This window comes from Halobacillus sp. AWM4_238, assembly GCF_056158265.1.
The window spans coordinates 3100740-3120748 of sequence record NZ_JBSWSY010000002.1 but is presented as its reverse complement, the minus strand read 5'-3'; the positions used below and the strand labels follow the sequence as shown (position 1 = coordinate 3120748).

Here is a 20009-nt window from a genome sequence, read left to right as displayed (position 1 = left end):
TACAATAACAAAAACTGCCAGCATAGGACTGGCAGCATCTAACTATCGTTTAGTATAAAAAAGTACTATGAGCGTGTCAATGTTAAGAGGGTATGGATTCTCGCATTTTCCCTCTCGTTCAACATCCATCCTATTCATGTGTGCTATGAAACCTTACCTATTAGAATTAAATAACCCCCCACTTGTTCATGCTTCTCACTTCTTCGGAAGGAAGCAACCCGAGAACCCCTCCTGCTGTTTGTTGTAAATGAGGGAGGTACGCTTGAGCATCAACATCAGCTAAAGGGACCATTACAAACGCCCGTTCATGCATGTGAGGATGAGGGATGGTTAATTGATCCGTTCTCATTTCTTCATGATTAAAAAGCAAAATGTCGAGGTCAATCGTTCGAGGTCCCCATTTAATCACACGTTTCCTTCCCAATTCCTGTTCAATTCCCTGGCAGTAATCCAGCAACATGAAGGGGGATAAATTCGTTTCCACTTGAATCGCCATGTTCAGAAAGTCGTTTTGTTCGGTGTAACCGACAGGGGCCGTTTCATAGACCGACGACTTTTTCTGGACTGTTATATCCTCATGCTCATCCAGTAGGGAAATCGCATCTTTCAAAAATGATTCTCGTGGTGAAATATTCGAACCTAAGGCAATATAAGCGATATTCATGTTTCTCGTCTCCGGTAGATTTCAATGGCCACTGACTTATAATGACCCGGGATTGGAGGGTCAGGTTTGTATACTTTCACCAAGCATCCATCTAATAGCGAAAATTCATCGAACAGTTCATTAGCAAGTTTTTCCGCCACCGTTTCGACTAGTTTATGGTGTTCTCCTTCCACTGTTTTCTTTGCAATCTCGTAGATGGCACCATAATCAATCGATTTTGTCATATCATCAGATTCTGCTGCCGGCTTCAAGTCCAATTCGAGCTCTAGATCCACATAGAACCGTTGTCCAAGTTTATTTTCTTCAGGAAAAAGGCCGTGGTAACCCCAAAATTCCATCTGATTTACATAGATTTTATCCATTTCATTCACCCTTTCCGAGCATAGCATCCATCATTTTCGTCATGCGTACAATGGGCTTCACATCATGAACCCTCACAATATCCACGCCCTGTGCCACTCCATAACAGACGGTTGCACCTGTTCCTTCCATTCGTTCATCTTTCGGTAGGTCCAGGGCTGTACCGATAAATGATTTCCTGGAGGTCCCTAACAAGAGGGGGTACCCAAGTTCTTTTAAGTCTTCCAACTGGTTCATAACCTCCATGTTCTGTGATTGCGACTTAGCAAAACCGATACCGGGGTCTAGAATAATGCTTTCATCTTTCACTCCGTAGTCCTTGGCGATCTGAACGCTTTTAAGTAGATCCTTCTTCATGTCCTCCATTAATGATCCATAATTTCTGTCCGAACGGTTATGAGTAAGGATGATCGGCACACCATATTGGGCGGCGACTTTAGCGATTGCAGGTTCTTTTATCGCTCCCCATACATCATTGATGATGGACGCCCCTGCCTCCACTGCCTTTTCAGCTACTTCTGCTTTATAAGTATCAATGGAAACAGGAAGAGAGACCGCCTTTTTTACCGCCTGGATCGCTGGGATTACTCGGGCCAGTTCTTCCTCAGCAGTTACCGGACTATGACCAGGGCGTGTAGACTCCCCGCCGATATCAATGATATGCGCTCCCTCTTTTTCCATCATTTTTGCTTGTTCTACAGCATGATCGAGATCAAAGTAAAGACCTCCATCGGAAAAAGAGTCCGGCGTAATATTGAGGATGCCCATGACAAGAGTTTCCTTTGTTAGATCGAACGTTTTTTCAAAAGTTCTTAATTTGGTGTTCATCTATTTCCCTCGTTTCCATCATTCTCTTTCCCTATCTTACATCATTTCAAAATTTCTATCACACGTTCATGGCAGAAACACCAAATAAAAACTGCACCTCTGTGAGGTGCAGTTGGCTACCGTTATTCTTCATCGAACTGATAAAGCGGGGTGGATAAATAACGCTCCCCGTTACTCGGGATGATGGCTACAACTTTCTTTCCTTTGCCGAGCTTTCTGGCAACCTGCTTCGCTACATGAATAGCAGAACCAGAAGAGATTCCCCCTAGAATCCCATCCTTTTTAGCAGCATCTCTTGCTGCCGCAAATGAATCTTCTTTCGTTACTTTAATTACTTCATCATAGATTTCCGTATTCAGAATGCCCGGTACAAAACCCGCACCAATCCCTTGGATCTTATGTGGACCAGGATCGCCGCCGGATAATACTGGAGATTCTTCCGGTTCAATCGCATAAATTTGGATATCCGGGTATTTCTCTTTCAATACTTTACCCGCACCAGTGATGGTTCCACCTGTTCCGATACCCGCAACGAATGCATCCAGTTGGTCACCCATCTGCTCAATGATTTCCGGACCGGTCGTTTTTTCGTGAATGAGTGGGTTGGCTTCATTGTTGAATTGCTGAGGCATGAAGTAACCTTTCTGTTCTTGAAGTTCAGCCGCCTTCTTGATGGCCCCTTTCATTCCTTCACTGCCTGGAGTGAGAACGAGTTCTGCTCCATAAGCACGCAGCAGGTTGCGACGTTCTTGACTCATCGTGTCCGGCATAACGAGAACCGCTTTATAACCTTTGGCCGCTGCGATCATGGCTAAACCAATTCCCGTGTTTCCGCTCGTCGGTTCAACAATCGTGTCGTCTTCTTTGAGACTTCCGTTTTTTTCAGCTTCTTCAATCATCGAAAGAGCGATACGGTCTTTAACGGAACTACCCGGATTCATGTATTCCAGTTTCAGATAAATGTCCGCACTGTCTTCCTCTGCACTTCCATTCAGTTTCACCAATGGAGTTTGCCCGACTAATTCGCTTACGTTATTAACGATTCTCAATACACTCACTCCCAAAACCAAGTATTTTAATAGGATTTAAACCTAATGTACTGAAAAAGATTTAAATTGTCAAACATTTCAATCATGTCTTTATTAAATAAAAAGACGAAACCAACGTTTCGCCCTTTATTATATCGTGTTTCATTTTAAATTATGATGTGGAATCCGCGTCTTGAGATTGCAACTCCTTCAGATCCTGCACATTGAACTGGTAATCTTCATTACAGAAGTGGCACTTCGCTTCTGCTCCCTGATCCTCGTTAATCATGCGCTCAATCTCTTCATCCCCAAGACTGGCGATGGCCATTTCCACCCGTTCTCGCGAGCAATGGCATTGGAACTTCACCGGCATCGTGTCAAGAACACGCACATTTTCTTCTCCAAGGACGGTATGCAAAATCTCTTCGGGAGTTTTGCCGTCACGTACGAGAGAAGAGATGGCAGGCATTTGTGAAAGCCTCTTTTCAATTTCACTCGTTGTCTCTTCATCTGCACCAGGCATCATTTGGACAATGAATCCGCCTGCAGCAAGAATAGAATAGTCCGTATCTACAAGCACACCAGCTCCTACAGCTGATGGCACCTGTTCTGAGTTTGCAAAGTAATAGGTGAAATCTTCACTGATCTCACCAGACACCAAGGGTACTTGACCTGTAAAGTGGTCTTTCATCCCTAAGTCCTTAACGATGCTCAAAGATCCTGAAGTTCCGACCGCTCGCGATACATCCAACTTCCCTTGAGCGTTGGATTCAAAGTCAACATGAGGGTGTTTGATATATCCACGAACTTCTCCTTTAGAATTCGCATCTACGATGATGGCACCAGCTGGGCCGTCACCTTCTACCTTTATCGTGAGCTTATCATTACCTTTAAGCATAGCTCCCATCATACCGCCGATCGTAAGTGTACGTCCTAGTGCTGCAGATGTCGTTGCCCACGTATCTTGTCTGCGTCTTGCCTCTTCAACTGTTTCTGTTGACTGAATGGCATAAGCTCTAACTTGGCCGTCGAAACCTATGGCACGCACTAAATAATCTGACATGCTGTTCATTCTCCTTTAAACGCTTTTTTCTCTTTGTTTCTTTGATATATCTTATGAAGACCTTTTAGTGTCAAATAAGGGTCTACATGATCGATCGTCCTTGACTGACCGGCGATCAAATTGGCAAGACCTCCTGTAGCGATGACTGTCGGTGTCTGATCAGAAGTTTCCTTCATACGACGCACGACTTCATCGACCTGACCTACGTATCCATAGTATACACCGGACTGCATCGCTTCAACTGTGCTTTGTCCAATGACATGTTCCGGACTTTTGATTTCGATCTTCGGCAGTTTAGCTGCTTTCGCGTATAAAGCTTCCATCGAAATATTCACACCTGGGGCAATAGCTCCTCCAAGGTACTCGCCTTCAGCATTAATATAACAATAAGTTGTCGCTGTGCCAAAATCGATGATCACTAAAGGAAGTGAATACTCATCGATAGCCCCTACAGCGTTGACCACTCGGTCCGCTCCAATCTCATTTGGGTTTGGGTATTTCATCGGCAATCCGTGATCTACCATTCCCTCTCCTATAATCATCGGTTGTTTTTTGAAATAATACCGTGACATACGATCAAGTGCAAACATAATCGGTGGTACGACGGAAGAAATAATGACGCCGTCCATATCTTCAAAACTTAACCCTTCATGATCGAAGAGAGATTTAATCAACATTCCGAATTCGTCTTCCGTTTTATGACGATCGGTTTTGATCCTCCACTGATACTTCAAAGAGTCTTTTTCAAATACGCCTAACACAGTATTGGTATTTCCCACATCAAGGACAAAATTCATACATGAAGCCTCCCGTGTCATTTCCTTCGGCTACCATCATATCACAAGAACCTGGTGTTTCGCTCTTTCACGACACAGAAAAAGCCACACCCCCCATTTACGGGTGGATGCGGCTTTACTCATGAACCATTAAGAACGGCGATCCTCTGAATCAGATGGACCTTCATCTTTATTATCTTCTTTCGTTTCTTCATGAGTCTCAGTCTCTTCTACTTGTTCATCATCTTTAGACTGGATGGTCACACGGACATCCTCATTGTCGGAAGACGTGTTGTTCTTGATTTTCGCATTGTGCTTACGTGCGATTTCTTCAAGTTCTTCATCAGTCGGTAGACGACCTTTATCAAATAGAGAGCGGATTTGAGTGGCATCAAGCGTTTCGACATCCAATAGTGTCTTCGCAATCAACTCAAGTTTATCTTTATTTTCAGTAAGGATCGTTTTCGCACGGTCATAACAGTACTGAATGAAGTTTTGAACTTCTTGATCAATTTCATAAGCGATTTGATCACTGTAGTTCTGTTCGTTCTGAATGTCGCGTCCAAGGAAGACTTGACCGCCAGAATTAGAACCGAACTGAAGGGGACCGAGTTTCTCACTCATCCCGTACTCTGTAACCATTTTACGTGCAATATTGGTTGCACGCTGGAAGTCGTTGTGAGCTCCGGTACTTACTTCACCAAAGATAATTTCTTCAGCTACTCGACCACCGAGTAATCCTGTAATCTTATCGAACAATTCTGGTTTCGTCATAAAGTAACGATCTTCTTTAGGAAGCATGACGGCATATCCACCCGCCTGTCCACGAGGAACAATCGTAACTTTGTGAACCATATCTGCATCATCAAGTACCATACCAATGACTGTGTGTCCACTTTCGTGGTGGGCAACAATGTCGCGCTCTTTCTTAGAAATGACACGACTCTTCTTGGCAGGCCCAGCGATGACACGATCAATCGCTTCATCTACGTCATCCATGTCGACTTTCTTCTTATCTCCACGCGCAGCTACTAGAGCAGCTTCGTTCAATAAGTTCTCCAAGTCGGCACCAGAGAATCCTGGTGTGCGGAGCGCAATTGTCTTCAAGTCGACGTTTTCAGATAGTGGCTTGTTCTTCGCGTGTACAGCAAGTACCGCTTCACGACCTTTGACATCTGGACGATCGACTGTGATTTGACGGTCAAAACGACCAGGACGTAGAAGTGCAGGGTCCAGAATGTCTGGACGGTTGGTTGCTGCGATGATAATGATTCCTTCGTTAACACCGAAACCATCCATTTCAACTAGCAACTGGTTCAACGTTTGTTCACGCTCATCGTGACCGCCGCCAAGACCAGCTCCACGTTGACGACCGACGGCATCAATTTCATCAATGAAGATAATGCCTGGTGCATTCTTTTTCGCATTTTCAAACAAGTCACGGACACGGGACGCACCGACACCGACGAACATTTCAACGAAGTCAGAACCACTGATGGAGAAGAATGGTACTCCCGCTTCACCAGCTACGGCACGTGCAAGCAATGTTTTACCTGTACCCGGAGGTCCAACTAATAAGACACCCTTAGGAATACGGGCACCAACAGCAGAGAATTTACGTGGATCTTTAAGGAAGTCTACGACCTCAACAAGCTCCTGCTTTTCTTCATCTGCTCCGGCAACATCTTTGAAACGCACTTTCTTCTTCTCTTCTGAGTACATCTTCGCCTTACTCTTACCAAAGTTCATAACACGACTTCCGCCGCCTTGAGCCTGGTTAAGCAAGAAGAAGAACAAAATAAAGATAATGACGAACGGGATGATCGACGTTAGAAAAGTCACCCATGCGCTCGGCTGCTCTTCTTGTTCGACAGTCAGATTACTTTGTTCCTGAGCTGTCTGTGTGATTTGAGCAATCACTTCATCATTAGCAGGAAGTTGCGCGACGAATGTCTCGCCCTCTTCTGCTCCCTGTTCCGTACCAGTTACACGAATCACCCCATTGACAGGCTGTATCGTCATTTCCTGGATTTCACCATTATTCAATTTATTGTAGAATTCATTGACATTATATTCTGTTTGCGGATCACCTTGACCTCGGAATAGACCGACCACGCCGATAACCACGAGGAAGATAAGTAAGTAAAATATGGTATTACGAAAGATCCGGTTCATTGCCTACCTCCTCCCAAACGAGAAAAACTATAGTAAATACTACCATACCAAAAACGGCCGACACAACTAATTACCCTTGACATGAACATTTTCAAACGTGCCATCGCAGGTTGACTCTCAGCCTCCATAAACCTCAGGCTTCAACACTCCGACGTAAGGAAGATTACGATACTTCTCTTCATAGTCCAGGCCGTACCCGACAACGAATTCGTCAGGGACTTCGAAACCGACTGTATCTGCTTTGATATCCGCGCTTCTTCCTGTCGGTTTATCAAGCAATGTAACAATTTTGATCGATCTTGCTTTACGATATTTGAACAAGTCGACAAGATAGGCAAGAGTTCGACCACTATCGATAATATCTTCAATAATCAAAATGTCCCTGCCCTCAACCTTCGTATCAAGGTCTTTAACAATTTTGACTTCTCCTGAAGATTCCATACCTCCGTGATAGCTGGAAACATCCATGAAGTCCATTTCCAAATGGGTTTCCATGCGTTTCAGCAAGTCAGTCATAAACGGAAGGGCGCCTTTCAGTACCCCGATCGCCAAAGGAAAACGATCTTCATATTCTTTCGAAAGTTCCGCTCCCAGCTCTTTACACTTCGCCTGAATTTCCTCTTCAGAAATCAAGACCTTTTCAATTTCGTTATGCATGATTGCTCCTCCTACGTGTCTGCTTTGTTTTTATAATGTAACCGAAGCCATGGACCTGATGAAAGGCTCATACGCTCCCCGCCTTTTTTCAAACCGACGACCCAAAGAACCTTTCCTACTTGATCTGTAACGATCGGCCATGTAGGGCGCAGACGGGCCGGGATCTTTTGGTCGATAAAAATATCTTTTACCTTTTTCGACCCATTCATCCCCCTTAGACGCATTCGGTCCCCCTCCTGCCTCGTGCGGACGACAAGAGGAAGTTTTACGTGATACGAATCACATAGATACGTATAAGTATCCTCTGCACCGTCCCCGCTGAACCAATCCGCCCTGATTTTCGATCCGTCAGGAAGTTGTAGATCCTCACCGACTTCAATCACGTATGAATATCCTTCCATTCTCTGCTCTTTCGCAAAAGAAAAGGTAACGTCATCATAGGCACGTGTGATTTTCAACCCTTCCGGAAAGTCTAAGGAAGCATTCGGTTTTTCATCATTCAAAAGGTTCATGAACATTTCTTCATGCAAGTAAGAAATGTCTTCGTTTTGGTTCACATACAGATAGTTCAATATTAGATGAAAGGCTGTCCTTTGTAAAGCAAGCGGGAATGTTTTGAAAGTTTGTTTTGATAATTGTACGAATTTCTCAACATTTGAAGAAAAATGTACCGTTTCCAAGACTTTTTGGGCCTGCTCATTTATGTATGACCTTTCTTCTCTCACTCTCTCACTCCATCCTTGCATATGCTTATGAAATTGAGGGTTGCTCTTTTTCATGAAAGGAAGGAGGTCATGTCTGATCGCATTGCGGGTGTACGCGGTTTCCTCATTGGAAGGGTCGATCCTCACCTTTAATGCTTTTTCATCCAGAAAAGAAGTGATTTGGTCTTTAGAAATCGTAAGGAATGGACGAATAATCATTCCGCATGCAAACGGGCGTGTGGCAGGTATTCCCTGTACCGCTTCGGGGCGCGCACTGCGCATAAGCTGCATTAGAATCGTTTCCGCCTGATCGTCCCCGTGATGTCCCATAGCAAGAGCATCCGCTTCATAGGCATACATCATCTTCTCAAAAAACGCATACCTCAACTCCCTTGCTGATTCCTGCGTACCTTTTCCTGTATCTCTCTTGTACGTGTTGACATCTACAGAGGTTCCGACAAATTCGACTCCCCATTCTTCACACAGATTCTCAACAAAACAAAGGTCTGCTTCAGACTCTTCTCCTCTCAGTTGATGATCAACAGAAAGGACAATTAAACGTAGGGAGAGTTTTTCTTTAATCGTACACAAAAAATGCAGGAGAGCGACCGAATCCGGCCCTCCAGAAACCGCTACCAATATGGTTTGGTTCGGCTGGATCATATGGTGTTTTGAGATGAAAGTATGGACATCATGATCCATCAGGTGTTTCCTCCTGTATCAGTGTGTATATCTGTTCCTATCGTATCACTATTCGTAAGCACTTCAAAAGATAAGCCTCCATATCTTCATTATTTTTGTAAAGAAGGTGGTACGCTCCCCCCTCCCCACCTTTAAACCCCTTCATAAAAAGATCGAATCAGAAGTAAAAACTAGCAATCGACACGGCAAAAAACAATCCCGTGGCAATCGTTAAAGCAGCCAGTTCGCCATTCTCCGCTTTTTTGTGATGCACTCGCCTCTGACGCGATATTACCGGAGGACTCTTGCGTTTCATCAGTACATTGGAAAGACTACCTTTCATTTGAGCGGCATTTTGAATGTTTCCTTTCCAACATTGTTGAATGATCCGTCTATAAGGTTTCAGGGACGGGGAAGAAGCCAATTTGTTTTCTAATGTTTTTAGAGGGTGTGCTCCTTTTTCAAACCTCTTTGGATGGCCCATCTCCATCATGATCATGGTCACGGCAAACAAATCATAGGTCGGTTCTGCTTTTCGTGATCCCATGTTCCAATAACCCCGGTCATAAAATTCGGTGTATTCTTTAATGGCTCGCCCTACAGCCGTTACTCCACCCACATCAATCCAACGGACTTTAGATCCCGATACAAGCAGATTGTCTGTCTTCAAATCACCGTATACAAACCCCGCATTATGAAGGTTCTCTAGATCTGAAAGCAATTGGACAGCTAAAATACCAATCCAATCCTTCGTCTTTCCTGTCAAAAATTCTCTCACTGGGGTTCCTTCTACGTATTCCATCACATAAAAAGGGTGTGTCCTCGCTGAACGATCGACCCAATCATCGACATCAACAAAAGAAGGTCCAAGTTTTACCCCTTGGACCTTACTGAACTTCTTGAGCATATTTACTTCTAGCATCATTCGTGAACTATCTTCCCCAATCTTCAGGGCATACGTATCCCCTTGATGGGAACGGCATAAAAAAACAGTTCCGCAGGCTCCAGCACCCACTTTTTTGATGATGGTATAAGTACGACCGCTCCATTTCCCGGTTACTCGACTTCCAGGGGATAAGTCAAAAACCTGTTTCTTCATATGGATCTTCCTCATTTCTCAACCGCTCATCGATCGGTTTCCCTGCAAACGCATAAAGCGCCTCTTTCAACGCTGGGCCCGTCGGCGTGTATCCTCCACCGTTCAACTTTGAGAAGATTCCATGTATTTCACCCAATTCCGGTGTCCACCCTACCATTTTCGTAATGGTTTTTTTAGGATCCGGGAAAGCATACACACTGAATTGGTTTTCCCCTGATCTCGCATTCAAGCTAAGGGACAAGTCAAAAAGAGCATCTTTCACTGTCGGCAACTTGTGGTGCATACTTGCACTTGTATCCACTAACACAAGTACCTCAAGATCACAGCTCTCTCCGAGCTCATCCACCACTTCCACCACTTCTCCCCGCTGCTCCGGAGGAAGCTCTTCAATGGTCTGCTTTTTCCCGAGGATCTCTTGTAATTCTTTATTAACGACCCCTTGAATCGTTTGGGTCATGGCTTGTCTCGTCACCATTTGCACGGTTTGGGACAAACTTTTCTGATATACAATTTGACTGACGCCTCCACCTGCCTCAGCAATCGATTCTACTTCTTCAAGCCCTTGTGGCTTGCCATTTTGCCGATCGTCAAGAACGCCAATCACATTGACCGTTATTCCCTGATTCCTCGCAAGCGCTGCGACGACGACAGGGTCTTCTCCATGGTTCGAGCATCCATCTGTCAATAAAAGAATCTGCTTTAATCGGCCTGGTTTCATTGTGTATATCCCTCCTGATTCGTTGCTTCCATCATCGCCGAAAAGGAGGATTTCTATACTATACTCAGGCCTCTTTTTTCACTGAAGGAATCGACGCCCACTCCGGCATATAACGATCGATCCGCGCTACGATAATCGTCATATCATCCACGATTGTTCCCGATTGTGTACGTATCACCTCTTCTAATAAAAGATCAGCCATCACTTGCGGATCTTCATCTGATATTTCCCTGATCTTCCGCTTAAGCCACATGTCTACATTCCCGATTTGCTTCGGTCCTTCTAGGATCCCATCACTCATCATGATCAGGAAGTCCCCTGCCTTCAATTGTTCACTCCTCATATCCACATCGACATCCGGGATAATACCCATTGGCAGATTTCCGGCCTCGATGGTGAAAATTTTATCTCCTCGTTTTATATAGCTCGGCGTGCTGCCGACCTTAATGAACTTGGACGTCGCTTGATGCAGATCAATGACTGCTAAGTCCAACGTTGAAAAAATTTCATCATTCGTCCGTAACGACAATATGGAATTGATCGACTGAATGGCTACGGACTCTTGGATGCCCGATTGCAAAATCTGTTTCAATAGCCTCAGTGTTTCCATACTTTCCTCATGAGCACGTTCACCGTTGCCCATTCCATCACTAATTGCTAATGCATACTTCCCCCTTCCCAGCTCCATCATCGTAAAGCTGTCCCCTGATACGAACCCTCCCCCCTTAGCGGCGTGCGCTACGCCGGATTCAATTGCATAATGCTTGGCCGAACCAAAGGATAAATAGCACCTTCCATGCGGATATGGAGAAATCTCTTCCATCGTCACAACAATCGTTTCTCCTAATATATCCGAAAGCACAGGCGCGATGATCTTGGCTCCTTCCCCTCTGTAATTATCAATCTCCACAATTAATTCGAGGTCCATATTCCCCGCATCCAAAGAATAGATTTCTAATTTTTGAATAACCATCCCCATTCGTTCAAGAGCATGGTAGATCACTTGTTCCTTGAGCTCATGGTGTTCACGCTCTTTCACAATTTCTTTTGCAAAATTATTCATAACATCAGAAACGCCCTGGAGCTGTTCGGCTACAAACTTTCGACTTTCCAGCACCTGGCGCTTTAATTCCTTATTGGCATGATAAAACGACAATTCATGTTTCATCGTATCGATCAACTTCTGCGACTTGACGCAGTGCTGATCGACGTTTTTACGTACGACACGGCTCGGGTCCCCGTTTTCATCCAATTCATGCATAAGATCCGTCATTAAGTTATGGGTATCTTCAAATTGATTGACCCAACATTTTTCTTTCTTAAAGCATGATTGGCAGGTCTTCTCCGTGACATGACTTAAAAAGTAGTCCACTTCCTGCGCTTCCCCACTATCCTCCTTTGGAGACTCTAAATGTGTAAAACTTTTCGATAAAGCCTGAAAAACGTCCGAAAACTTCCCGACCCGTACGGCCGTGACGTCTCGCACTTTTTGTAAGTATTTTTGTTGTTCCGAATGATGTTCATCGGTACCCGGAACATATCTTGATAATTGCTTGACCCACGAGTTCGGGGTCAACATGAACAAAGCCACCGCCCAGGCCGAAGCCCATAACGAAGATGGCAGATCCGTTCCACTACTCACGTAAAACCCAATCAGTAATGTACCGACGATAAGTCCAGCGCTCACCCCGGCTTTTTTTCCTTCTTTTAATAACCCCCCTAATAAACCTGAGAAAGCGAGCAGGCTCATTTGATAGATGTGATCCATATTCGATAAGCTTAATACCATACCAGTCACTACACCGACCGTTGACCCAATCGCAGCTCCGGCAATATAAGCCATTAAAATAACTAAATAGCGAGCAAAAATATCGACGACAGCAACGCCCTGGATCTGCCAGCCGATCATCCCTGTTAATACAGAAGCCAGTAATATAATTAAACAAACAATCTCTTCATTTTTCAGAGACGGTTGATATCTTTGTGGTGTTAAAAGCGGAATGCTTTGCATAAAGATGAGTACAAGGATAGAAGCTAGTACTCCTTCCGCTACCATCAAAGTAAGTTCGTAGAGCTGCCAACGATCCAGCAGAGCGAGACTCACCGTTCTCGGAATCAAGCTTGCCATCAACGCGATCATCGGCAGCCATTTCTGGGGGTGATTTGTTTTGCGCAATGCCAGACTTAAGAGCAAAAAAGTCGTCGACACCCCTACAATGAAACCCGCATGACCGTAGCTGTATGTAGAAGCCCCGGCGGCCATCATAATTGTGACGGGTATGACAAGCGGACGCTTTAACCACCAGATCACCGCTAAAAACGCTACGCCAAAAGGGGCCATCGAAGACAAAATGATCGCTCGTCCTAATAATAACGCCAGCACCATGTGGAAGACCCCTTTGTTCGCCATAAAGGAAAAAGTACCGAATGAAGCCTTTTGCAACCCTCTCACGATCCCAGATCCTCGAACGGCCGACTGACGACTTTCACGTTTTGATACAGTTCCTAACATTTTCATCACTCCTTCTTTGTGAAACCTATTAAACCACACCCAGAACAAGCATTTTGTCAAAACAACAGGAGAGCAGAAACAAAAACTTCGATGGTTTTCACAAGAAGAAAGGTCGTTTCTACAAAATCTCCCTACCCGTACCCTTGAACGTTCCAAAAATCTTCCTCATTCCCTAGCGAAATAGACAGAGTTATCTGATATTTTTATTTCTTGTTGACAGTTTATTTATCATGGTGTAATATATTTTTTGTGCTTCTGAGAGAGAAATCAACAAAATGGCGGTGTAGCTCAGCTGGCTAGAGCGTACGGTTCATACCCGTGAGGTCGGGGGTTCGATCCCCTCCGCCGCTACCATTATCTTTTCAATTACATAATGGCCCGTTGGTCAAGTGGTTAAGACACCGCCCTTTCACGGCGGTAACACGGGTTCGAATCCCGTACGGGTCATCAGAAACATTCTTGTCCTAAAAAAGTCGCGTCTCTAATAAAGAGACGCGACTTTTTTCTTTATTAAACAAATTATACTTATTAAACAATATGGCAGGTTTCTGTAAGACTTGATTTCGAGACTTTTGTGCTGTAGGTAGGGGCTGCGGGGAATGACTCGCTTTCCGCGGGAGCGCGGTGAGCCTCCTCAGGCTAACGCCTTGCGGGGTCTCACCCTGCACTTTTTTCCCGCAGGAGTCTCGCCATTCCCCTCCGCCCCTTTGCCATGGAAGATTCTCGAAATCAATACTGGCACAATCAGCTTGAATGACTTAGGAAAGTAGATCATAACCTCTCCACAGCAGGCATTGAGAATTTATAAGCTTGATACAGAGCACTTTATGCCTGCCTTAATATGAGGAAGAGGGAACAATTCCTCTAGGTATAGGGTTCGTTTCTCCTTATTATGAAAGGGGTGGTTGGGAAGCTGCGAGACTCCCGCGGGAATGGATTGGCTGGCGAGACCCCACAGGACGAAGTCCGAGGAGGCTTGCCGCCATCCCCGCAGGAAAGCGAGTTGCTTCCCAACCACCCCTGGCGCTCATTATGGCAACGAACCCCGATTATCTCTAAACTGAGTCTTCCACAAACGGGAGCTATAGTTGAGGAAATGAAGGCATACAAAAAAGCAGATCCGTGATGGATCTGCTTTTTTTATTTATGAAGACGTGCACCTTTTACTCATTGTCCTAGACAGCAAGCTATCCTCTTTTAGCACCTCGACCTCCACGTTTGGATTCCGTGTGCTTCTTCAGTGATGCTAGACGCTCGTCACTATCCTTAATAAAACGGTTCATTTTCTGTTCGAATGATTCAGCCGGCTTACGAGGTTTCTGTGGGCGACGACCGTAATTCTCTTTTGCTTTCTTGATGGAAAGACCAATCTTCCCATCATCTCCGACATTAATGACCTTCACATCCACCTGGTCTCCCTGGCTTAAGTGCTCATTAATATCCTTTACGTAGTTATCGGCAACTTCACTAATGTGAACTAAACCCGTCTTACCATCTGGAAGCTCGACGAACGCTCCGAAGTTAGTGATTCCCGTTACCTTACCCTGCAGCTTGCTGCCTACTTCAATTGACATAAAAAAAATGCTCCTCCTTAAGTTTTCGATAAAAAAATTATCCTTCTTATATATTATATATAAGCTTTGAAAAGAGTGTCAATAAGACGGGTCCTCATTAGGCATTTTAAATATGATTTCTCCTTCTTTTGAGAAGAAATAATTCGTTCGCGCAATCTGCAGCACATATTCTTCATCCTTGAGAAGCTCAATTTCCTGCTCTAAACCTTTTTCCTCTTTTTTCAAAGCGGTCATCTCTTGTTGTAACTGTTCGTATTTCTCCTGCTTACTTGCATACAAGGACTGTTGTTTCATAGAATAAAACACCATGGAGCCAGCAACGATCGACACTAACAGGGCAAACATAACGAGACGGCGGACTAATCGCTTTTTCTTGCGTTGGTGTCTGTCCATATAGGCATCGTAGTGCTTCATGTATGTAGAATCCAGGCGTGCCACAGACTCCGTTTGTCTCTTTGCCATGAAAGTAGGCCTCCTTTACTTCTTAATTCGTTTCATCCAATTGTTCAATGTATTCTTCATTTTATCCAAAAACCCTGCTAAATCACTTAAGTAATTTTTCATGTTTTTCGGCAAGAGTCGCCAAATGATTCGAAAAATTAGCCGGATTGGATAAAATACGACAAGAAACAATATAATGATACCCTTTAAAAGTATCTTATAAACGCCAAGAAGTAAAGAAATTATAAGGAAAATGATGGATTTCGCGGGGATGAAAATTAAATAATACACGGTCTTCTTCAAAAAGCGGAAAATCGCCATGCTGATCCTTATCCACGTTTCAAGTGTTTTTAAGTAAATGTTCTGAAACAATGCACGATACGCAGCATAGCCACAAACGATTGCAACAAAAACATAAACCCGCAACTCTCCATAATTGGCGAGGTATAACAAATAAAAGAGGAAAGAGGCTTGAAAGAGCCAAAAGCTCAGTTGATAAACGATTTCAAGCCAGTTCCTCTTCCTTTTACCAAAAAAACGCTCAAAAGTATCCATGGAAGCCCCGACAAACATCCCTCCACCAATCATGGTAAGGATCGTTATGAATTGAGTGGTGAGGGTCATTTGAACAGCTTGCTAAACAGGCCTTTAGCTTTCTCCCCTTGATGCTCGTCCAAGTAGGTCATTTCATACATTTTTCCTTTAATCGAGACGACTCCTGAATCCAGATCCAGGTTTTTCATTTGCAGGTTCTGCCCGCGGACTACAAGATACCCCATCGATGTTTGGAGGAGGAACTCTTCACTATCAAAGCTATCCACCTCTTTCACACCTGAGATCTCTATATTTCTTCTATTCCATACTTTCACATTATGCTCTGCTGGTTGCTGACTGCGTATCCCATGATTCTTTTCATAACCTTCCATCTCATCACAGCCCCCTTCTCTAGTACAAGCTATGAAGAAAAAGAGGAGATTAGAACATTAGAATGCGGAAGCGCCTTGGTCAGCCCCGACTAGCATAAGCAAAGCATCTTCTGTGAGATGCATTTTCCTCACAGAGAGGATTTGCTTATGACCTCGAGGGGCTAGGCGCTGGAGCTGGACTTCACGTAATGTGGAGGCGACCCGGGAGACACGACAAGCATAAGACAAGCCACAGAGTGGAGCGAACTTCCTCCACGGAGTGGATTGACTTATGACCTCGAGTGTCTGGGAGCCGGAACTGGAACATTAGAATGCGGAAGCGCCTTGGTCGCCATCCCAGACACTACTTGTTTACGAACAGTGCCAGGCACGACTCTCCACACGAGTGGTGGCTGGCACCAATTAGAGCGACACAGGGGTCAGGCATACAAAAAAGGATAATGCTCAAAAAACCACTGCCAAACTCGGCAGTGGTTTTGTTAGGATTGATTGACGGGCTCTTCTTTTTTGATTTCATAAAGAGTCGCCGCTTCATTTTTTGTGACATTCTCTTTTAATGATTTCACTTCAATCGTCAGTACTTTCTGTCCGAATTGAATGGTCAATTCATCTCCGACCGCTACGTTACTTGCAGCTTTGCTCTGGGCGCCATTGATGCTGATACGCCCTTGATCCGCTACTTCTTTCGCCAGCGTACGTCTTTTGATTAAACGGGAGATTTTTAAAAATTTATCCAAACGCATGAGTTATTCCGCTCCTTTATGTTTTGCTTTCGCTTTTACCCACAATTCCTCTAATGCATCTAAATCATAATCTTTTAATTGATGGCCTTGTAACTGAGCATCTCTTTCCATAGATGAAAGACGGGTTCTGAATTTGCGATTCGTCCTCTGCAGGGCATTTTCACTACTGATCTTGTAGTGTCTAGCAAGATTAGCAATGGCAAACAGCCAATCCCCGAATTCCTTTTCCATCTCTTCACGATCCCCAGCGTCCCGTGCTTCCTTGAACTCCTGCCACTCTTCCTCCACTTTTTCTATGACAGGAGCGACGGTATCCCAATCAAATCCTACTTTAGCTGCTTTCTTCTGCAACTCTTCCGCTTGTAGGAGGGCCGGGAAACTCTCAGGTACGGAATCAAGAATAGAGTCTGGTTGTTCCCCTTTTTCTTCGGCTTTGATGGCCTCCCAGTTGGTGATGACTTCATCAGAGGAATCCACTGTAATTTCACCAAATACATGCGGATGTCTACGGATCATTTTTTCCGTTATGGATACTATTACGTCGTCGATTGTAAAATATCCTTCATCTTCCCCAATTTGGCTGTGCAGCATGACTTGCAGCAACACATCGCCAAGCTCTTCCACCATATGGTCATCATCCATCCGGTTGACGGCATCAATAAACTCATAGGCTTCTTCAATCATATATTTCCTTAGTGATTCGTGCGTCTGTTTTCGGTCCCAGGGGCAGCCTTCTGGACTTCTTAAAGTCTTAATAATTTCTCTCAGGCGGAAGAATTGGTGATTGAGTGCTTCCTTTTCGACAGGAGGAATATAAACACTCGTTAAATTATTCACTTCCACACTACGATCCAGCTCTTCTAAAGGGACCTTCGTAATCTGTTCACTTTCACTACCCGCTGCAGTAACTATAGTAACAGGGTGGTCTGCCGGTAGATCTTCAAGCAATGTCAATTTGACTTCTGAAGCAATCATTGAATCGTAAACCTGACATAAGATCAGGTGATTTAAATACTGAAGTTCTTCGCGCTTAAAATCTGTCGCATCTGCAAACTGAAACCCTTCAATCGGGTCGATTTCAAGCGCGGTGAACGTGGCATCAAGAAAACTCTGCCCGCCTTTGATATTAAGGTATACTTCCCCTTTGTCCCTCGCTTCCATCAACAATTGAACCGTCTGTTCAGCAAGCATAGGGTGACCGGGAACGACATAGGTTAAATCCTGGTCACGAGAAAGGGCAAGAAGTTGGGAGACAATTTCTGTGTACACCTCTCCAAATTGATCGTAGGATTCATATACGGAATCAAAACTTTCAAAGGTGACTCCTTCTTTTTGCAGCACTTGGATGACTGGATGGTCGAGCGTTCGTGCATAGAGATGGGGTTGATTCTGTGTCAATTCACGATAGACCCCGAGTGGAAGCTGCTCTAAATCGGCAGCTCCAAGTCCGATAATTGTTATAGTGTTCATTGGTCCATTCCTTTCGGCGAAAGTTTCCATACGACCTTACGAAAAGGCATGGCATGTAATTCTTCATATGTGAAGCTGCCCGTTCTGAGGAGAAGGACGGCATAAATGATAGCCCCGATTCCACTTACAGACAACGTGTATAGGAATACAGGAAACCTTGAATCTAAATCAAAAACCAGGAAAGCAAGCATTTTAGCCAGCCATATTCCGAACGTCATTCCAATAAGAGAGAGCAGGACCCCTTTCCATGGGAGGCTGGTCCAGTTTCCTAAAGGAACTTCATGTCTTAAGGTTACGATATTTCCAATCAAAACAAAAGCGACAGCCATCACTGAAGCGATGGCTGCTCCGTGTAAATCGAATAAAGGAATCCACAGCATATTTGCAACCCACTTCATAATCAATCCCCCGGCAATAATCATCGCTGTTTGTTTCATGTATCCAAGCCCTTGCAATATAGAAGAAAGCGTTATAGACAACGAACTTCCAAGGATAACGAGCATTAAGATTCTTAACGCGCTCGTTCCTTGATCATCCTGGAAAAAGGACTGGTTGATGGCAGGGAACAAGAAAATGAGGCCAGCCGTTGCTCCAGCAGAAAGAAAAACAGTCATTTTCACGGCGCTCACCACTTGCTTTTTCACTTTTTCAGAATTCTGCTTCATCCTTGATCTGGTGACAGAAGGAATGATGGCAAGAGCGAGCGAAGAAGCAAGAACCGTCCCTAATTGAATGAGGGGCTGGCCCCTGTCAAATACCCCTTTCCACATACGAGCATCTTCCAGCGCTATCCCTGATTTTTGGAGATACGGCACCAACGTCAAGGCATCAACAAGCTGCAAGGACAGAAGCAGCATGTAGTTTAAGCAAATAAGGATGCCGTGTAGAAAAATGGTCCGCTTATACGAAATCTGTTTGTCCCATTTCTGCCAAGTCCACATGTCTCCCCTTTTCAGCAACCAATACAAAAGGAACGAAAACGCAGCAACAGCACCTACCATGGATCCTAGAGAGGCCCCTATTCCTATTGTATAGACGTCCGTTCCCCGCATGACTAAAACAGCAGAACCAATGATGATTCCGACCCTGAACACTTGTTCAATGATTTGCGATACAGCTGTCGGGCCCATGTCATTCTGTCCTTGAAACGCTCCTCGAACGACGGAAACAAACGGAACAAGAAGAAAGACAGAGAAGGCTGTCTTTAGAGAAGGTGTTAATTTGTCATCACCCATAATAGAAGCGATCCAGGGAGAAGATACAAAACCCACAACAAAAATAAGACCAGATGCCGCCATCAACCACCAGAAAACAGGCAGATAGAAGGAGGGAATGGACAATGGAGATGATTGATCATGGATGTCTGACACGATTTTCGAAATGGCTGCTGGAAACCCATACAAAGCAAGAATCAGTGCGATGCCAAGGATTGGATACACTTGTTGGTATACATAAAAGCCAAGGTCTCCGGTTAAGTTCTGAAGCGGGACTCGATATCCTGCACTGATCACCTTACTGATCAACCCGGCTAATGTTAAAATGAATGCCCCTTGTAAAACAGAGCGTGAACGTAATTTGGTCATATTGGAC

General features: G+C 44.5%; 19 protein-coding genes and 2 tRNA genes. 2 read left to right on the top strand and 19 right to left on the bottom strand.

Annotated features, from left to right (window positions below):
- Positions 1-166: 166 nt before the first annotated feature.
- The 12 genes from folK to spoIIE form a co-directional block, all read right to left on the bottom strand.
- Positions 167-664 carry a 2-amino-4-hydroxy-6-hydroxymethyldihydropteridine diphosphokinase gene (folK, locus tag ACXACN_RS15450; protein ID WP_474965675.1) on the bottom strand — a complete coding sequence of 166 codons (498 nt, stop codon included), beginning with the start codon at positions 662-664 and terminating at the stop codon, positions 167-169.
- Positions 661-1026 carry a dihydroneopterin aldolase gene (folB, locus tag ACXACN_RS15445; protein WP_474965674.1) on the bottom strand — a complete coding sequence of 122 codons (366 nt, stop codon included), beginning with the start codon at positions 1024-1026 and terminating at the stop codon, positions 661-663. Before folB ends, folK begins: the two co-directional genes overlap by 4 nt.
- Position 1027: 1 nt before the next feature.
- Positions 1028-1852 (bottom strand): dihydropteroate synthase, encoded by an 825-nt coding sequence (folP, locus tag ACXACN_RS15440; RefSeq protein WP_474965672.1) that lies wholly within the window; start codon positions 1850-1852, stop codon positions 1028-1030.
- 122 nt (positions 1853-1974) lie between these two features.
- Positions 1975-2901: a cysteine synthase A gene (cysK, locus tag ACXACN_RS15435; protein ID WP_474965670.1), complete on the bottom strand. Its 927-nt coding sequence runs from the start codon at positions 2899-2901 to the stop codon at positions 1975-1977.
- 151 nt (positions 2902-3052) lie between these two features.
- Positions 3053-3943: an Hsp33 family molecular chaperone HslO gene (gene hslO, locus ACXACN_RS15430; protein ID WP_474965668.1), complete on the bottom strand. Its 891-nt coding sequence runs from the start codon at positions 3941-3943 to the stop codon at positions 3053-3055.
- Positions 3944-3948: 5 nt separating this feature from the next.
- Positions 3949-4740, bottom strand: coding sequence for a type III pantothenate kinase (locus ACXACN_RS15425; protein ID WP_474965666.1), 792 nt, complete (start codon positions 4738-4740; stop codon positions 3949-3951).
- A gap of 129 nt (positions 4741-4869) precedes the next feature.
- Positions 4870-6894: an ATP-dependent zinc metalloprotease FtsH gene (gene ftsH / locus ACXACN_RS15420; RefSeq protein ID WP_474965664.1), complete on the bottom strand. Its 2025-nt coding sequence runs from the start codon at positions 6892-6894 to the stop codon at positions 4870-4872.
- Positions 6895-7011: 117 nt separating this feature from the next.
- The gene (hpt, locus tag ACXACN_RS15415; protein ID WP_474965663.1) at positions 7012-7551 is read right to left on the bottom strand and encodes a hypoxanthine phosphoribosyltransferase; all 540 of its coding nucleotides are present in this window, start codon (positions 7549-7551) and stop codon (positions 7012-7014) included.
- A gap of 11 nt (positions 7552-7562) precedes the next feature.
- Positions 7563-8957 carry a tRNA lysidine(34) synthetase TilS gene (gene tilS / locus ACXACN_RS15410; RefSeq protein WP_474965661.1) on the bottom strand — a complete coding sequence of 465 codons (1395 nt, stop codon included), beginning with the start codon at positions 8955-8957 and terminating at the stop codon, positions 7563-7565.
- 157 nt (positions 8958-9114) lie between these two features.
- Positions 9115-10035 (bottom strand): protein kinase domain-containing protein, encoded by a 921-nt coding sequence (locus ACXACN_RS15405; protein WP_474965660.1) that lies wholly within the window; start codon positions 10033-10035, stop codon positions 9115-9117.
- Positions 10016-10753: a vWA domain-containing protein gene (locus tag ACXACN_RS15400; RefSeq protein WP_474965658.1), complete on the bottom strand. Its 738-nt coding sequence runs from the start codon at positions 10751-10753 to the stop codon at positions 10016-10018. The genes ACXACN_RS15405 and ACXACN_RS15400 overlap by 20 nt, the downstream gene beginning before the upstream one ends.
- Positions 10754-10817: 64 nt before the next feature.
- Positions 10818-13265 (bottom strand): stage II sporulation protein E, encoded by a 2448-nt coding sequence (gene spoIIE, locus ACXACN_RS15395; RefSeq protein ID WP_474965657.1) that lies wholly within the window; start codon positions 13263-13265, stop codon positions 10818-10820.
- 277 nt (positions 13266-13542) lie between these two features.
- Here spoIIE and ACXACN_RS15390 point away from each other — a divergent pair.
- Together ACXACN_RS15390 and ACXACN_RS15385 are read left to right on the top strand one after the other, a co-directional pair.
- Positions 13543-13619, top strand: a tRNA-Met gene (locus ACXACN_RS15390).
- 21 nt (positions 13620-13640) lie between these two features.
- Positions 13641-13712, top strand: a tRNA-Glu gene (locus ACXACN_RS15385).
- Between the two features lie 740 nt (positions 13713-14452).
- Here the strand turns inward: ACXACN_RS15385 and ACXACN_RS15380 are convergent.
- From ACXACN_RS15380 to ACXACN_RS15350, 7 genes are all read right to left on the bottom strand, one after another.
- Complete coding sequence (locus ACXACN_RS15380) at positions 14453-14839, bottom strand: S1 domain-containing RNA-binding protein (RefSeq protein WP_089654586.1); 387 nt, start codon at positions 14837-14839, stop codon at positions 14453-14455.
- A 78-nt stretch (positions 14840-14917) separates the two neighbouring features.
- Entirely contained in the window at positions 14918-15301 is a 384-nt protein-coding gene (locus ACXACN_RS15375; protein ID WP_474965656.1) for an FtsB family cell division protein, read from the bottom strand.
- 15 nt (positions 15302-15316) lie between these two features.
- Positions 15317-15904 (bottom strand): spore cortex biosynthesis protein YabQ, encoded by a 588-nt coding sequence (gene yabQ, locus ACXACN_RS15370; protein WP_474965654.1) that lies wholly within the window; start codon positions 15902-15904, stop codon positions 15317-15319.
- Positions 15901-16206, bottom strand: coding sequence for a sporulation protein YabP (gene yabP, locus ACXACN_RS15365; RefSeq protein WP_474965653.1), 306 nt, complete (start codon positions 16204-16206; stop codon positions 15901-15903). The genes yabQ and yabP overlap by 4 nt, the downstream gene beginning before the upstream one ends.
- A 479-nt stretch (positions 16207-16685) precedes the next feature.
- The gene (locus tag ACXACN_RS15360; RefSeq protein ID WP_089654590.1) at positions 16686-16949 is read right to left on the bottom strand and encodes an RNA-binding S4 domain-containing protein; all 264 of its coding nucleotides are present in this window, start codon (positions 16947-16949) and stop codon (positions 16686-16688) included.
- 3 nt (positions 16950-16952) lie between these two features.
- Positions 16953-18419, bottom strand: coding sequence for a bifunctional methyltransferase/pyrophosphohydrolase YabN (gene yabN, locus ACXACN_RS15355; protein WP_474965651.1), 1467 nt, complete (start codon positions 18417-18419; stop codon positions 16953-16955).
- A complete protein-coding gene (locus ACXACN_RS15350) occupies positions 18416-20002 on the bottom strand; it encodes a putative polysaccharide biosynthesis protein (RefSeq protein ID WP_474965649.1) in 1587 nt (528 codons plus the stop codon). Before ACXACN_RS15350 ends, yabN begins: the two co-directional genes overlap by 4 nt.
- Between the last annotated feature and the right edge of the window lie 7 nt (positions 20003-20009).

Bases quoted from the DNA above. Each gene is read 5' to 3' on its own strand.
- folK (WP_474965675.1), bottom strand. From the start codon at position 664: ATGAATATCGCTTATATTGCCTTAGGTTCGAATATTTCACCACGAGAA.
- folB (WP_474965674.1), bottom strand. From the start codon at position 1,026: ATGGATAAAATCTATGTAAATCAGATGGAATTTTGGGGTTACCACGGC.
- folP (WP_474965672.1), bottom strand. From the start codon at position 1,852: ATGAACACCAAATTAAGAACTTTTGAAAAAACGTTCGATCTAACAAAG.
- hslO (WP_474965668.1), bottom strand. From the start codon at position 3,943: ATGTCAGATTATTTAGTGCGTGCCATAGGTTTCGACGGCCAAGTTAGA.
- ACXACN_RS15425 (WP_474965666.1), bottom strand. From the start codon at position 4,740: ATGAATTTTGTCCTTGATGTGGGAAATACCAATACTGTGTTAGGCGTA.
- ftsH (WP_474965664.1), bottom strand. From the start codon at position 6,894: ATGAACCGGATCTTTCGTAATACCATATTTTACTTACTTATCTTCCTC.
- hpt (WP_474965663.1), bottom strand. From the start codon at position 7,551: ATGCATAACGAAATTGAAAAGGTCTTGATTTCTGAAGAGGAAATTCAG.
- tilS (WP_474965661.1), bottom strand. From the start codon at position 8,957: ATGGATCATGATGTCCATACTTTCATCTCAAAACACCATATGATCCAG.
- ACXACN_RS15405 (WP_474965660.1), bottom strand. From the start codon at position 10,035: ATGAAGAAACAGGTTTTTGACTTATCCCCTGGAAGTCGAGTAACCGGG.
- ACXACN_RS15400 (WP_474965658.1), bottom strand. From the start codon at position 10,753: ATGAAACCAGGCCGATTAAAGCAGATTCTTTTATTGACAGATGGATGC.
- spoIIE (WP_474965657.1), bottom strand. From the start codon at position 13,265: ATGTTAGGAACTGTATCAAAACGTGAAAGTCGTCAGTCGGCCGTTCGA.
- ACXACN_RS15380 (WP_089654586.1), bottom strand. From the start codon at position 14,839: ATGTCAATTGAAGTAGGCAGCAAGCTGCAGGGTAAGGTAACGGGAATC.
- ACXACN_RS15375 (WP_474965656.1), bottom strand. From the start codon at position 15,301: ATGGCAAAGAGACAAACGGAGTCTGTGGCACGCCTGGATTCTACATAC.
- yabQ (WP_474965654.1), bottom strand. From the start codon at position 15,904: ATGACCCTCACCACTCAATTCATAACGATCCTTACCATGATTGGTGGA.
- yabP (WP_474965653.1), bottom strand. From the start codon at position 16,206: ATGGAAGGTTATGAAAAGAATCATGGGATACGCAGTCAGCAACCAGCA.
- ACXACN_RS15360 (WP_089654590.1), bottom strand. From the start codon at position 16,949: ATGCGTTTGGATAAATTTTTAAAAATCTCCCGTTTAATCAAAAGACGT.
- yabN (WP_474965651.1), bottom strand. From the start codon at position 18,419: ATGAACACTATAACAATTATCGGACTTGGAGCTGCCGATTTAGAGCAG.
- ACXACN_RS15350 (WP_474965649.1), bottom strand. From the start codon at position 20,002: ATGACCAAATTACGTTCACGCTCTGTTTTACAAGGGGCATTCATTTTA.